This window comes from Campylobacter concisus UNSWCS (assembly GCF_000466685.1).
Classification (GTDB): domain Bacteria; phylum Campylobacterota; class Campylobacteria; order Campylobacterales; family Campylobacteraceae; genus Campylobacter_A; species Campylobacter_A concisus_A.
Map to the genome: position 1 here is coordinate 24,368 of NZ_ANNG01000025.1, position 14,178 is coordinate 38,545.

Annotated in this window: 13 protein-coding genes; 11 read left to right on the top strand and 2 right to left on the bottom strand. The window is 42.8% G+C overall.

What is annotated here, in order from left to right; translation table 11 throughout:
- Positions 1 to 34 precede the first annotated feature (34 nt).
- The 4 genes from ligA to cmoA are packed head-to-tail and all read left to right on the top strand — an operon-like array spanning position 35 to position 4,241.
- Complete coding sequence (gene ligA / locus UNSWCS_RS06115) at positions 35 to 1,978, top strand: NAD-dependent DNA ligase LigA (RefSeq protein WP_021087779.1); 1,944 nt, start codon at positions 35 to 37, stop codon at positions 1,976 to 1,978.
- Positions 1,968 to 2,681, top strand: a complete 714-nt coding sequence (locus UNSWCS_RS06120; protein WP_021087785.1) for a TlyA family RNA methyltransferase — start codon at positions 1,968 to 1,970, stop codon at positions 2,679 to 2,681. The genes ligA and UNSWCS_RS06120 overlap by 11 nt, the downstream gene beginning before the upstream one ends.
- Positions 2,647 to 3,540: a bifunctional riboflavin kinase/FAD synthetase gene (locus UNSWCS_RS06125; protein ID WP_021087777.1), complete on the top strand. Its 894-nt coding sequence runs from the start codon at positions 2,647 to 2,649 to the stop codon at positions 3,538 to 3,540. Before UNSWCS_RS06120 ends, UNSWCS_RS06125 begins: the two co-directional genes overlap by 35 nt.
- A complete protein-coding gene (gene cmoA / locus UNSWCS_RS06130; protein WP_021085945.1) occupies positions 3,537 to 4,241 on the top strand; it encodes a carboxy-S-adenosyl-L-methionine synthase CmoA in 705 nt (234 codons plus the stop codon). Before UNSWCS_RS06125 ends, cmoA begins: the two co-directional genes overlap by 4 nt.
- A gap of 145 nt (positions 4,242 to 4,386) precedes the next feature.
- Here cmoA and fdhF read toward each other — a convergent pair whose 3' ends face one another.
- Entirely contained in the window at positions 4,387 to 6,663 is a 2,277-nt protein-coding gene (fdhF, locus tag UNSWCS_RS06135) for a formate dehydrogenase subunit alpha (protein WP_080655749.1), read from the bottom strand.
- A 357-nt stretch (positions 6,664 to 7,020) separates the two neighbouring features.
- Positions 7,021 to 7,293 carry a 30S ribosomal protein S15 gene (gene rpsO, locus UNSWCS_RS06145; protein WP_021087762.1) on the bottom strand — a complete coding sequence of 91 codons (273 nt, stop codon included), beginning with the start codon at positions 7,291 to 7,293 and terminating at the stop codon, positions 7,021 to 7,023.
- A 146-nt stretch (positions 7,294 to 7,439) separates the two neighbouring features.
- Here rpsO and UNSWCS_RS06150 point away from each other — a divergent pair, with 146 nt between their 5' ends.
- The 7 genes from UNSWCS_RS06150 to UNSWCS_RS06180 are packed head-to-tail and all read left to right on the top strand — an operon-like array spanning position 7,440 to position 13,948.
- Positions 7,440 to 7,844 (top strand): Rrf2 family transcriptional regulator, encoded by a 405-nt coding sequence (locus tag UNSWCS_RS06150; protein WP_004317794.1) that lies wholly within the window; start codon positions 7,440 to 7,442, stop codon positions 7,842 to 7,844.
- A 2-nt stretch (positions 7,845 to 7,846) separates the two neighbouring features.
- Complete coding sequence (gene flhA, locus UNSWCS_RS06155) at positions 7,847 to 10,042, top strand: flagellar biosynthesis protein FlhA (RefSeq protein ID WP_021087768.1); 2,196 nt, start codon at positions 7,847 to 7,849, stop codon at positions 10,040 to 10,042.
- 9 nt (positions 10,043 to 10,051) lie between these two features.
- A complete protein-coding gene (locus UNSWCS_RS06160; protein WP_021087763.1) occupies positions 10,052 to 11,077 on the top strand; it encodes a DHH family phosphoesterase in 1,026 nt (341 codons plus the stop codon).
- The gene (locus UNSWCS_RS06165; protein ID WP_021087773.1) at positions 11,074 to 11,301 is read left to right on the top strand and encodes a hypothetical protein; all 228 of its coding nucleotides are present in this window, start codon (positions 11,074 to 11,076) and stop codon (positions 11,299 to 11,301) included. Before UNSWCS_RS06160 ends, UNSWCS_RS06165 begins: the two co-directional genes overlap by 4 nt.
- Before the next feature lie 9 nt (positions 11,302 to 11,310).
- On the top strand, positions 11,311 to 11,721 hold the full coding sequence (locus UNSWCS_RS06170; protein WP_009294145.1) for a tetratricopeptide repeat protein: 411 nt from the start codon (positions 11,311 to 11,313) through the stop codon (positions 11,719 to 11,721).
- 17 nt (positions 11,722 to 11,738) lie between these two features.
- Complete coding sequence (locus UNSWCS_RS06175; protein ID WP_021087772.1) at positions 11,739 to 12,668, top strand: aspartate carbamoyltransferase catalytic subunit; 930 nt, start codon at positions 11,739 to 11,741, stop codon at positions 12,666 to 12,668.
- Between the two features lie 2 nt (positions 12,669 to 12,670).
- Entirely contained in the window at positions 12,671 to 13,948 is a 1,278-nt protein-coding gene (locus UNSWCS_RS06180) for a dihydroorotase (RefSeq protein ID WP_021087761.1), read from the top strand.
- Positions 13,949 to 14,178 lie beyond the last annotated feature (230 nt).

Genomic DNA, 14,178 nt, shown 5'->3' on the forward strand with positions numbered 1-14,178 from the left:
TTAAGATAAAATGCGGTGTAAATTTGGAGCAAAAATGACAAAACAAGAGTATGAAAAAGCAGTAGATACGCTAAATGCGTGGGCTAAGGCCTACTACGACGATGACGAACCACTTGCAAGCGACGAGGAGTATGATGCGCTATATCATGCGGTTTTAGCTTTCGAGCAGGCAAATCCAAGTGAAATTTCGCTATTTTCGCCGACTAAGCGAGTGGGTGGGAGCGTAAAAGAGGGCTTTAGCAAGGCAAGCCACATAAAGCGCATGTGGAGCATGGAGGATATCTTTAGCCTTGGCGAGCTTGAAGCGTGGCTAAAGCGCGGCGATAAAGAGAACTTAACCTTTGTTGCAGAGCCAAAATTTGACGGAGCGAGCCTAAATTTACTCTATGAAAATGGCGTTTTAGTTAGGGCGATCACAAGAGGCGACGGCGTTACAGGCGAGGACGTGACGCAAAATGCAAGGACGATAAATTCTGTTTTAAAGAGCATTAGCTACAAAGGGCTCATTGAAATCAGGGGCGAAGTCGTCATAAGAAAAGATGACTTTGAGCTTCTAAACGCAGAGCGCGCAAAAGAGGGCGAGGCGCCACTTTCAAACCCTAGAAATGCAGCCGCAGGTAGTCTAAGACAGCTTGATAGCTCAGTCACTGCAAAAAGAAAGCTACTTTTCATACCTTGGGGCGTAGGCGAGCAGAGCCTTGGGCTAAAAGATCACAGCGAAGTGATGAAATTTGTGCGAGATCTTGGCTTTGAGAGGGATGATTTTTTCAAAATTTTAAAAAAAGATGAGCTTGAGGCTGCATATAACGAGCTCTTGGCAAATCGCGACGCAAAAAGCGTGATGATGGATGGCATGGTGATACGCGTAAATGACCTTGTGCGCTGTGAAGAGCTAGGCTACACGGTCAAATTTCCAAAATTTATGGTGGCGTTTAAATTTCCAGCCATTGAAAAGGTGACTAGGCTAAGAGATGTCGCACTTCAAGTTGGCAGAAGCGGCGTAGTAACGCCTGTTGGCGTGCTTGATGAGGTAAATATAGATGGCGCAAATGTGAAATCCGCCACCCTTCACAACTTTGACGAGATCGAGCGCCTTGGCGTTATGAAAAACGACTACATCGGCATCATCCGCTCAGGAGATGTGATACCAAAGATCACAAAGGTCTTTAAAGATAGGCGAGATGGCAGCGAGCAAGCGATTGATAGGCCTAAATTTTGCCCAGTTTGTGGCTCGCACCTGCTTGATGAAGGGGTCTTTGTAAAGTGTCAAAATTTAAGCTGCAGGGCAAGAGTAGTGGGCTCAATAATTCACTACGCATCGAAAAAATGCCTAAATATCGACGGCCTTGGCGATGCGATCGTAAATTTGCTATTTGACAAGGGGCTGATTGCTTGTATAAAAGACATCTACGGCCTTAAATTTGATGATCTAATGGCGCTTGAGGGCTTTAAAGAGAAAAAGGTAAATAACCTTTTAAATGCCATTGAGGCTAGCAAAGGAGCGGAGCTATCGCGCTTTATCACCGGTCTTGGCTGCGAGCACATCGGCGAAGTGGCGGCTAAAAAGCTTGCAAGTAGCTTTGGACTAGGCTGGCTTGATGCTAGCTTTGAAGAGCTTGTCTCGCTTGAGGGCTTTGGTGCGGAGATGGCAAATAGTTTAATCGACTTTGCCGAGGTAAATAGGGATGAAATTTTAGCTCTAAGCGAGATCGTGCAGCCAAGCGTGACGCAGGTGCAGAGCATCTCAAACGCACTAAGCGGCAAGACGGTCGTTATAACTGGCACGCTAAGTCGCCCAAGAGATGAGATAAAGGCCGAGCTTGAGAGCTTTGGCGCAAAGGTTTCTGGCTCAGTTTCTAAAAAAACGGACTTCGTCCTAGCTGGCGAGGAGGCTGGCAGTAAGCTAGAAAAAGCAAAAGAGCTAGGCGTGCTGGTGATCGATGAGAGCGAATATGAGAGGCTAAAACTTGAGGTTTGATAACTACGTCGCAAGTGTTTTAAACATCAGTAGAAACAAGGCGAGCGAGCTAATAAAATCAGGCAAAGTGCTTGCAGATGGCGAAATTTGCACCAAGGTTTCAAGCGAGGTTAGCGAGGCTAAAATTTCACTGCTTGATGAAATTTACGTTGGGCGAGGCGCTTTGAAGCTAAAAAGTTTTTTAGAGGTGATGAAATTTGACCTAGCTGGCAAAAACGCACTTGATATCGGCAGCTCAACTGGCGGCTTTATGCAAATTTTGCTTGAGCGTGGCGTAAAAAGCGTGACTGGCGTTGATGTGGGCACTAATCAGCTGGACGCCAGCCTAAGAAGCGATGAGCGAGTGAAAATTTATGAGAAAACTGACGTCAGGGAGTTTGCCAAAACGCACAAAAATGAATTTAACCTCATAACTTGCGACGTGAGCTTTATCTCTTTGGCTGAAATTTTGCCAGCCATTTGCGAGCTAGCAAGCGAAAATTCGCTCATCATCACACTTTTTAAACCGCAGTTTGAAGTGGGCGTTGGCGTAAAACGCAATAAAAAAGGCGTTGTCACCGACGCTAAGGCTGTAAATTTAGCGATGAAGCGCTTTGAAGTGCTAGCAAGTAGCTTGAAATTTGAACTGATAGCTTGCAAAGAGTGCGAGGTCAAGGGAAAGGAAGGAAATGCCGAATTTTTCTACGCTTTTAACAAAAGATAACATCACTGCCGTTGCGATCGGGCACTTTGACGGCGTGCATAGGGGGCACAAGCAGCTTCTAAAACAGCTTGGCGAATTTGGCGGACTTGTCGTCATCGACAAAAACAAGGCAAACATAACGCCAAAGCTAAAGCGAGCTGAGTACTCAAACTATCCTTGCTTCTTATATGATTTTGAGAGTATAAAAGGGCTTAGTGGTGAGGAATTTATCGCACTTTTAAAGAGGGATTTTAAAAATTTAAAAAAGATCGTTGTTGGGTTTGATTTTAGATTTGGCAGAAATAGAGCGTGGGACAAGCACGATCTGAAAAGGATTTTTGATGGCGAGGTAGTCGTCGTTGATGAGGTTTGTTATGACGGCATGGGCGTGCATAGTTCCTCCATCAGAGAGCTGATACGCCAAGGCAACATCGATGAGGCAAACAGGCTAATAGGCAGGGAGTACTCGATCGAGGGCAACGTGATAAAAGGGCAGGGCATCGGCGCAAAAGAGCTGGTTGCTACGCTAAATTTAGATATAAAAAGCTATCTTTTGCCGCGCGAGGGCGTCTATGCGACAAGAACGAGAATGAGCTCATACACCTATGGCTCGGTCACTTTTATAGGCAACAGACTTAGCACGGATGGAAATTTTAGCGTCGAGACGCACATCTTAGACGAAGTCGCGCCAAAGGTGACGAAGCACGTCGCCGTTTGCTTCATAAAACGTTTGCGCGATAATAAGAAATTTAACTCTCTTAGCGAGCTAAAAGAGCAGATAAAACGCGATATAAACGAGGCTAGGCAGTGTGTGGGCGTGTGCGATCTCTTTTTTGGAGAGACGATGAGATACTTTGACGGATATGGAGCTGGTATATGAGAGATGAAATTTTTAAAGAGCCTATAAGCAAGCAGTTTGAATTTGATGATTTTGTGGCGAGCGTTTTTGATGATATGATCTCGCGTTCGGTGCCATTTTACGACGTTAGTTCAAATTTAAACGCAAAGTTGCTGGCTAAAATTTTGCCAAAATCAGCAAAAGTGTGCGACCTTGGCTGCTCTACGGCAAATAGCCTGCTTTTGCTAAACAACCTTAGAAACGACCTCGTGCTAAGTGGCGTGGATAACTCTGAGGCGATGCTTGCAAATGCTAAAAATAAGGCAAAAGCTTATGGGGCTGATATTGAATTTATTTTAGATGACATTTTAGAGTGCGAGCTAGAGGGCTTTGACGCTGTTTTGGCAAACTACACTTTGCAGTTTATAAGACCGCCAAAAAGGGCTGATCTGGTGCAAAAAATTTATAACGGACTAAATGAAAATGGCGTCTTTTTGTTTAGTGAAAAGATCATCTTTGAAGATAAAAAGCTTACTAAAAGCGTCATAGAAATTTACGAGGACTACAAGCAAGCGCAAGGCTACTCACGCTACGAGATCGCCCAAAAAAGAGAGGCACTTGAAAATGTGCTTGTGCCATACACCGAAGAAGAAAATAGAAACTTAGCCCTAAATGCTGGCTTTAAGCGTGTCGAGAGCACATTTAAATGGGGAAATTTCATGAGCTTTTTGGCGTTTAAGTAAATTTAAAAATATCTGCTTTTGTATTTAAATATAAAATTTAATCACAAACAGTGAATTTAAAATTTAGATTTTGCTTTGCAATGTCAGCACTTTTGGATAATGAAATTTAATAGTAAAGAAATTTAGCGGGAGTTACCCGCTAAATTTACTCATTTATCGCTGCGTTTCCGTGGTGATGGAAGTCATCGTAGATGATCTTTGAAGTTTGGAATTTCTCGCGTTTTAGCTCGCGAACTCGTAAAAATTCCTCTTCATCGATCTTTTTGATCTGGATAGCTGCTTTAAATGTCGGAGTCTTACTGATGTAGTCCCAACCGCTACTTGTTAGCTCGTTGCAAGAGCTCTCCCAGTAGTGGAAAGTCATCTGTATGATGCCATCAGGCACGATGTCAGTTACTTCAGCTTTTACGACGATGTAGCCGTATCTACTCCAAGCTTTGATAAAGTCGCCTTGTTTTAGTCCGTATCTTTCTGCAAGCGCTGGGCTCATCTCAGCGATAGGTCCGATGCTGTCGCCACCCTCTTCGATAGCACGTGAACGTCTTGTCATGGTGCCAACTGTGTATTGATAAACTTTTCTTGTAGTTAAAAGCTGTATCGGATACTCAGCATCAGTCTTCTCATCGACTGAACCAGCCATGATAGGATACTCAGGTGACATATTCATCTTCTTAGCAAACTCAAGTTTTGCACTCTCGATCTCATCAGCCTTATCCACAAACAAGCAAGGCACAAAGCGACCTTTGCCATCAGGAGTAAAGAATTTCTTATCAAGATAGAGGCTTTGACCGCCCATATCATCTTCAGTTGGGCATGGCCAGTGAAGTCCGTGATATTTTTTAAGTCTATAGTAGCTCATACCGCCGTAGCGTCTAGGGTCACATTTTCTAACTTCTTCCCAAATCTCTTCTGGAGAGTTAAAATTAAAGCCCTCAGTTGCGCCCAAACGACGTGCGATCTCGCAAACGATCCACCAGTCTTGTCTAGCATCACCTGGAGGTGTGATGACTGCTTCGTTGTGCTGGACACGGCGCTCTGCGTTTGTGTAAAGACCCTCTTTTTCACTACTTGCAACGCCAGGGAGAACGACGTCAGCTTTTAGTGAAGTCTCAGTTAAAAATAGATCTTGAACCACGTAGAAATCGACATTTGCAATGCCTTTTAAGAAGTGGTTTGTATTTGGCTCAGAGATGACTGGGTTTTCGCCGATAGTCCAGAAGAAATGCACTCTGCCATCAAGTATCGCATCAGGTACTTCAGTTTTATGGATACCTATTTTTGAGTTTAAAAATCCAGGTTCTAGGTGCCACATTTTCTCAAACCAAGCTCTTTGCTCTGGGTCAGTTACTGAGCCAAGATTTGGGAAGATATTTGGTAAAACACCCATGTCGCAGCAGCCTTGAACGTTCTCTTGACCTCTAAGCGGCAAGTCGCCTGTGCCAAGCTCGCAGATGTTTCCAGTGATCAAGAATAAATTTGATACATCGCAAACTCCGCCAACGCCGTGGTTGAAGTGAGTTACGCCCATGCCGTGAGTGATGACGGCTGGTTTTGTGGTGGCATACATTCTAGCAGCTGCTCTGATATCCTCTGGATTTAGCCTTGTGTATTTTGCTACAACCTCTGGGGCATAGTCTTTTACAGCTTCTTTAACGTACTCGATGCCTATTGTGTGATCTCTTACAAATTCCTCATTTACAAGGCCTTCTTCGATGATAGTGTAAAGAAGTGCGTTGATAACTGGGATGTTGTGCTCAGGCTCTAGTTGCAAGTGGATGTCTGCTCTACTTGCAAACTCAGTCTTGATAGGGTCGATAACAATCAGTTTTGCACCGCGGTTTAGCGCTCTTTGGATGTGCATAGCTGCGATTGGGTGACCATTTTCTGGGTTTGAGCCTATCATTAATATACAGTTACTATAAGTGCCAATCTCTGTAAAGCTATTTGTGGCAGCTCCGTTTCCGATTGTTTTAGCAAGTCCTGCTACTGTCGGAGCGTGTCAAATTCTAGCACAGTGATCGACGTTATTTGTACCTATTACAGCGCGCATTAGCTTTTGAGCGACGTAGTTGTCCTCTAATGTACAGCGTGCTGAGAAGTTTCCTGCTAGTGAGTCAGGGCCGTATTTCTCTTTTGCCTCTTTCATCTTTTCTACGACAAGATCAAGCGCCTCGTCCCAGCTGGCCTCTTCAAATTCACCATCCTTTGAAAAGACTCCGTTTTTCTTTCTAATAAGCGGCTTTGTAAGTCTGTCTGGACTTGCAACGTAATCCCAGCCATAAAAGCCCTTTAAACATAAATTTCCTTGATTGACTGGATTGTCTTCGACGCCAGTAGCGGCACGAACGACGTTGTTTTCCACGTGCAAGGTTACTTGACAGCCTGTCCCGCAATAAGGACAGATGACTTTGCCTTCTTTCATCACTTTCTCCTTCTAATTATGCATTTTCTGCATATTTATTTTGAGTAATATTACTAGCGTAAAACTTAATCTTTTATGAAAAATTCTTTATTTAAAAAATAAATTTTAATTTTAAGTTATATTTTATATAGAAATTGAAAAAGCCGAATATATAGGAATTTAAAAAATATGCTAAATTTGCATGAATTTCTAAAATTTATCAAATAAGAAATAAATTGTGTAAATTTGACACAGAAGCTGAAAGATTAAAAATTAAATTTAAATTTAGTTTGTAGCAAGATATTTAAACTACAAAAAAAGAGAAATTTTAAGATAAAAAGTGAAATTTAAAAGGAGAGCAGGTCGCTCTCCGTGGGATTATTTATCTCTTAAGCCAAGCTCAGAGATTAGTTTTGAATATGTAGCGTAGTCTTTGTTTTTAAGATACTTTAAAAGTCTTTTTCTTTGACCAACTAGTTTCAAAAGACCTAAACGTGATGAAAAGTCTTTTTTGAAAATTTTAAGGTGTTCTGTAAGTTCAGTTATTCTAGCTGTTAAAAGAGCTATTTGAACTTCTGGAGAGCCTGTATCTCCCTCTTTTCTAGCGAATTTCGCAACTATTTGAGCTTTTTTAGCCGAATCCAAAGCCATGATGACCTCCTGATTGGTGAATTTTGGAAGAGCGATTATAGCATTTAAAACATAAAGTTAGATAAAATTACGCTTTTTAAAAATTAATGAAAAATGCAGTAAAAATTTAATAAAATTAGGGCTATTTAAAGAGTTAAGGAAGATAAATGCTTTTTACAAAGGCAAGCGAATACGCTCTACTTTCGCTTATTTTAATATCTCAAAAATCATCGCCAGTTGATGTTGATACGATCTCAAATGAGCTTAAAATTTCAAAAAGTTTTCTGGCAAAAATTTTACAAAATTTGGCAAAAGATGGAGTTTTAAAGTCATTTAAAGGAGCAAACGGCGGTTTTGCACTAAACGGCGAACCTGAAAATTTAAGCATAAAAAAGATAATCGAATGCGCCGAAAAGCGCGAACTAAGCGTCTTTGAGTGCTCATCTTCAGCGCTTGGCTGCCCGTCAAACAAAGCCTCAAGCTGTCAAATTTGGTCGATGTTTAGCGGCCTTCAAGGCAAGATCGACGAGATGCTTGACGCGATAAAACTAAGTGACATCGTTAAGAAGTAGACTTGGCAAAGCAAAAAAATAATATCTTGACTCTTGTCGCACCGTTTCTTGCGCCAATTGTCAAATTTAAAAGTCTTAGCATCGTTGGCATCATCGTTGCCATCCTTGCTATCATCATCGTGCCGCTTCCAAGCGCGGTGCTTGACTTTTTCTTGGCACTTTCGATCTCGATTTCAGTGCTTATTATTTTGATATCTATTTACGTGCCAAAGCCGACTGACCTTAGCACGTTTCCGACGCTCATTCTCATCATCACGCTTTTTCGCCTCTCGCTAAACATCGCAACTACGCGTATGATCTTAAGCGAAGGTCACAACGGCCCAGAAGCGGTCAGCGAGATCATCTCAAGCTTTGGAAATTTCGTCGTTGGTGGCAACTTCGTCATCGGTACCATCGTCTTTTGTATCTTGGTGCTCATAAATTTCATGGTCGTAACAAAGGGTTCAACCCGTGTGAGTGAGGTGCAAGCGCGTTTTACACTTGATGCGATGCCTGGTAAGCAAATGGCGATAGATGCGGACCTAAACGCAGGTTTGATTGATGAAAAAACGGCGCGCGAAAGACGTCAAGCCATCATCGGCGAGGCAAATTTTTATGGCGCGATGGATGGTTCGTCTAAATTTATAAAAGGTGACGCTGTCGCTGGCATCATCATCACTATCATCAACATCATCGGCGGCTTTGCTATCGGCTCGTTTCAGCACGGCCTTGATATGGCGACATCGGCTCAGTACTATACGATCCTAACTATCGGCGATGGTCTTGTGAGCCAGATCCCAGGACTTATCACTTCAACAGCGACTGCTATCATCATCACAAGGGCTAGCAAAGACGACGAGGACTTTGCAGAGGGCACGCTAAATCAGCTCTTAGGCGACTATAAAACCTTGCTGATAGTGGGCTTCATACTATTTATGTTTGCCCTTGTGCCTGGTCTGCCAACCCTATCTCTTGGCTTTATAGCGCTGCTATTTTTAGGGCTTGGCTACATCATCAAGCAGACTAAAGATGGCGGGCTAAATTTAAGCCTTGCGCCAAAAGAGAAAACTGCTTCTAAAAAGGCTGGTGGCGCTACGCCAAGTGGAGCAGGGGCGGCAGCTGCAAGCGGTGTGGCTGCTAAGGCACCAAAGAAGAGCGACGAGGAGATCGCAAGAGAAGAAGAGACAAAGATAAATGACATCTTGAAGCTTGAAATTTTAGAGCTTGACCTAGGATATGGCCTTTTAAAGTTAGCTGATGTGGATCTAATCGAGAGAATTCGCGCTATGAGACGAAATATCGCTTCAAGCCTTGGCTTTTTGATGCCAAAGATAAGGATCCGCGACAACCTCCAGCTACCACCAAACGAGTACCGCTTCAAGCTAAAAGGTATCATTATCGGTCAGGGCGAAATTTACGCTGATAAATTTCTAGCGATGGATAGTGGCTTAGTTAGCGAGGATATAGAAGGAATCCCGACAAAAGAGCCAGCTTTTGGGCTAGACGCTCTTTGGATCGATGCTAGCGTCAAAGAGGATGCCATACTTAGCGGATATACGATAGTTGATCCTGCAAGTGTCATCTCAACGCACATGAGCGAGCTTATCAAGCAAAACGCAGCCGAGCTTTTAACTCGCCAAGAGACGCAAAATTTACTAGACAAACTAAAGATCGACTACCCAGTCGTGGTCGAGGATACGCTAAGGATCGCACCTATAAATTTGATCCAAAAGGTCTTAAAAACGCTGCTTAAAGACAATATCCCGATCAAAGACCTGCTTAGCATACTTGAAGCCATCAGCGACATCGCAGAGGTTAGTAAAAATTTAGATATGATCATCGAGCACGTGCGTGCAGCGCTTTCACGCGTCATCACCTCGCTTTATGTAGATGAAAAGGGACAGCTAAATTTCTACATCCTAGACACTGCCGCGCAGCAAAAGCTCATGGATGCGGTGCAGTATAAAGACGGCGCCTATCACCTGATGATAAACGTGGCGCAGACATCATCTATCGTGCAAGCACTTAGGCGTGAAAAAGAGAAGCGTCCGATGAGCCAGCACGGAGAGATGGTGCTTTGCGTGGAGCCAAGCTTGCGCAAATTTATAGCAAATATCTGCGCAAATTTCGCCATCGATATAGTGGTGCTAAGCTTTGCTGAGATCTCGGCAAATACGCCATTTGAAACAGTTGGCGTCATAGAAATAGAAAATTTATAAAGGAAAAAGATGAAAATTTATCACCTCTCACACACCGATCTTGACGGATACGGCGCACAATACATAACAAATTTTTACTTCAAAGATGTGAAATTTCTAAACTCAAACTACGGCAGAGAGATAGATGATAAATTTGCTCAAATTCTAGATGAGATAGATGCCTCAAATGATGATAAAAACGTCATTTTGATCACTGATCTAAATTTAAGCCTAGCTCAGTGTGAGAGCTTTGAGGAGATGATAGATGGTAAAAATATAAAGTTATTTTTGCTAGATCATCACCAAAGTGGTGCCGAGTGTGCGAGCGCTTACTCATGGTATTTTTTAGATAGTTCAAGGTGCGCTACAAAGATCACTTACGACTTTTTTGCGGGCATCTTTGGTCAAAACAAGGAGCTTGAAATTTTTAGTGACGTCGTAAATGCCGTGGATATCTGGCTAAAAGATGATAAAAATTTCGAGATGGGCAAGGTCTGCTTGGGTCTTGTGGCAAATGCTAAAGAGATAAATAAAGTGATGTTTGAATCTGAAAATAACCTTTATATGGATCATATCTTAAAAGAAGCTAGCAAATTTTTTAACGAGAAAAACGACTATATCGGCCTTGATATGCAGGTGCATGCCATTAAAAAGTCATTTTTCAAAGAGGATAAAGACGATACGCTAAGCAATCTAATCTCAAACTACGTCGTAAAAAAACTTAGTGAAAATAAAGAGAAATTTAGCATAAACTATAAAGATCATAAAGGAATTTTAACCTACAATATCGGCAATGTTTCTGTTATCGGCAACGATTTTTTGGTGGCAAATCCTGAATTTGACTTCTTTATCGACGTGACAAACAAAAAAACGCTAAGCTTTCGCGCAAATGGCAAGCTTGATGTTAGCGCCATGGCTAAGCACCTAGTTGGTGGCGGCGGACACGTCAATGCTAGCGGTGGGCTATTTGCAAATTTCAAAGACGGCTTTAGCTATGAGCCGATCAAGGCGCAGATAGTTGATCTAATAACTAAAAAAACACAGGAGGAGATATGAAAGAAGAAGATATAAGCGTAGAGGAGCTTAGCTACGAGCTTAGCATGGTGCTTGAGGCGATGTTTTACTATGCTGGAGTGAAAAAAGATAAGCTTGAAGAGGCGGCAAATCTCTATGTTGAGTGCATCGACGATGCGTTAGAAAACTCTGACGCTAGCGGTAGCGACGAGGTCATAGAGATAGTTGAATATATGAAAAAACACCATCCAAAGTTATTTAAATAAGGAGAAAATATGAAGAAAATTTTAGTTTTAGCAGCGGCACTTTTTGCGTTAAATGCTATGGCAAATGAAAATTTAGACAAGGCAAATGAGCTTTATGCAAAGAAAAATTTTAACGAGGCCTATCTTGCGTTTAACAAAGCTTGCGGTGAGGGCGAGAAAAAAGCTTGCACGATGAACGCGATCATGCTATTTAACGGCGATGGCGTGGCAAAAGATAGAGCTCAGGCTGAGAAAATTTTTACGAAAATGTGTAATGAAAACGAGGGCATGGCCTGCGAAAAACTAGGCGAAATGACAGCTTATGGCCTTATAAAAGACAAAGACGACAATGAAGCAAAAAGCGAAGAGAAGGCAAAAGCTTTGTTTAAAAAAGCTTGCGACAACGGTTACAAACCAGCTTGTGACTTTGTAACAAAATAGATCAAAAAGGGCTTAAAATGGGCTACAAACATAAAGATTTGATAGGAACTAGAGAGCTTAGCAAGGAAGAAATTTTATATTTTCTAGAGGCGGCGAAAGAGTTTAAGGAGCTAAATTTAAGCCAAGTGAAAAAAAATGACTACCTTCGTGGAAAGACCACGATCAACGCATTTTATGAAAACTCGACAAGAACTAGAACATCCTTTGAGATCGCAGCAAAGAGGCTTGGAGCTGATACGATAAATTTCAGCTCGTCAAGCTCTAGTGTGACAAAGGGCGAGAGCCTAAATGACACGATGAATAACATGGCTGCGATGAGAACTGATATCATCGTGCTTCGTCACCCAAGCTCTGGAGCGGCGAAATTTGCAGCTGATAAGACAGAGGCTAGCGTCGTAAATGCAGGGGACGGCACAAATGAGCACCCAAGCCAAGCTCTGCTTGATCTTTTCACGCTAAGAGAGCATGGCAAAATTTTGGATAAAAATTTAAACGTGGCGATCATCGGTGACATCGCTAGAAGCCGCGTGGCAAGGTCTGACATCTGGGCGATGAAGAAATTTGGCATAAATTTAAAGCTCTTTGCGCCAAGGATGATGATGCCAAAAGACGCTGAGGTTTTTGAGTCTCAAATTTGCAAAAATATGGAGGAGGCTTGCGAGGGCAGCGATGTCATCATTATGCTTCGCATCCAGCTAGAGCGTGGCGGTGCGGACGTGGCATTTCCAAGCTCTAGGGAGTACTCAAAATTCTTTGGACTAAATAAAAATAGGATAAAGCTAGCAAAGCCTGATGCGATCGTGCTGCACCCAGGACCGATAAATAGGGGCGTGGAGTTAAATTCAGACGTGGCTGATGGCACGCACTCAGTCATACTAAATCAAGTTGAAAACGGCGTTGCTATAAGAATGGCGATACTAAATACGCTTGCAAAAAATAGGGGCTAACGATGAAAATAGCAATAATTAACGGCACTATCGTAAATAGCGACGAGAAATTTAAGGCAAATATCCTAATAGAAAACGGCAAAATAGCCAAAATCGGAAGTGAGAAATTTGAGGCTGATAAGGTCATAGACGCTACAAATAAGCTCGTCATGCCAGGACTTATCGACATGCACGTGCATTTTCGCGATCCTGGTCAAGAGTATAAAGACGACATCATCTCAGGCTCCGAAGCGGCTGTGGCTGGAGGAGTGACCACCTGCCTTTGCATGGCAAATACAAACCCAGTAAATGACAACGCCTCAATCACAAGAGCGATGATAGAAAAGGCTAAAAACTGCGGACTGATCGATCTTTTACCAATCGCAGCCATTAGCAAAGGGCTTGGCGGTAACGAGATCGTCGAGATGGGCGATCTTATAGAGGCTGGCGCAGTTGCATTTAGTGATGACGGCCTACCAGTGACTATCTCAAGCGTGATGAGAGCGGCGCTTGAGTACTCAAGCATGTTTAATAGCTTTTGCATAAGCCACTCAGAGGACTGCTCGCTTTGCAGGCAGGGCGTCATGCACGAGGGCAAGGTCTCAGCCATACTTGGACTTCGCGGCATGGCGAGAGAGAAAGAGGAGATCGCAGTGAGCCGTGATATGCTGCTCGCAAAGCTCACTAAAGCGCACATCCACATCGCTCACGTAAGCTCGGAGTACTCGCTAAAGATCATCGAAATGGGCAAAAAAGAGGGCATAAACATCACTTGCGAAGCCACACCGCACCACTTTAGCTTTAGCGACGATGAAATTTTGAAAAATGCCTACGATACAAATTTCAAAATGTCGCCGCCACTTCGCGAGATAAGCGACGTAAAAGCGGTAAGAGAAGCACTAAAAAGCGGTCTTATAGACGTTATCGCCACCGATCATGCCCCACACCACACGGACGAAAAGATAGTGGAATTTGACAAGGCGCCATTTGGCATCATCGGACTTCAAACCCTTGTACCACTCACTCTTAAGCTCGTAAATGAGGGCGTTATAAGCCTAGAGCGCATGGTAGAGCTAACATCTACAAATGCGGCTAAGATGCTAAATTTAAAAGATAAAGGCAGGCTTGCAGAGGGCATGCTAGCTGACATCGCTGTGATAGACCCTGAGATCGAGTATGTTTATGATGAGAAGATAAACCGCTCAAAATCGGTAAATTCTCCACTCTTTGGCAAAAAACTAAAAGGCGCAGCGACTACTACGATAAAAAGTGGCAAGATCGTTTATGAGTTTGGAAAATAGTCTAAATTTGCTCGCACTTGCGGGCAAATTTGCTTTAGATGCTTTGAGATATAAAATTTGCTAGAAATTTCTAGCAAATTTTACTTTTTTATGAGTTATATTTTTTAACGATACCGCGAACGACTTTTTCGATAAAAAGCGCAGAAGCTACTTCGCAGTGCTCTCTTGTAGAGTGAGGTGAGTAGATATTTGGTCCAATAGAACATGCACTAAGACCTGCTTTTTTCTCC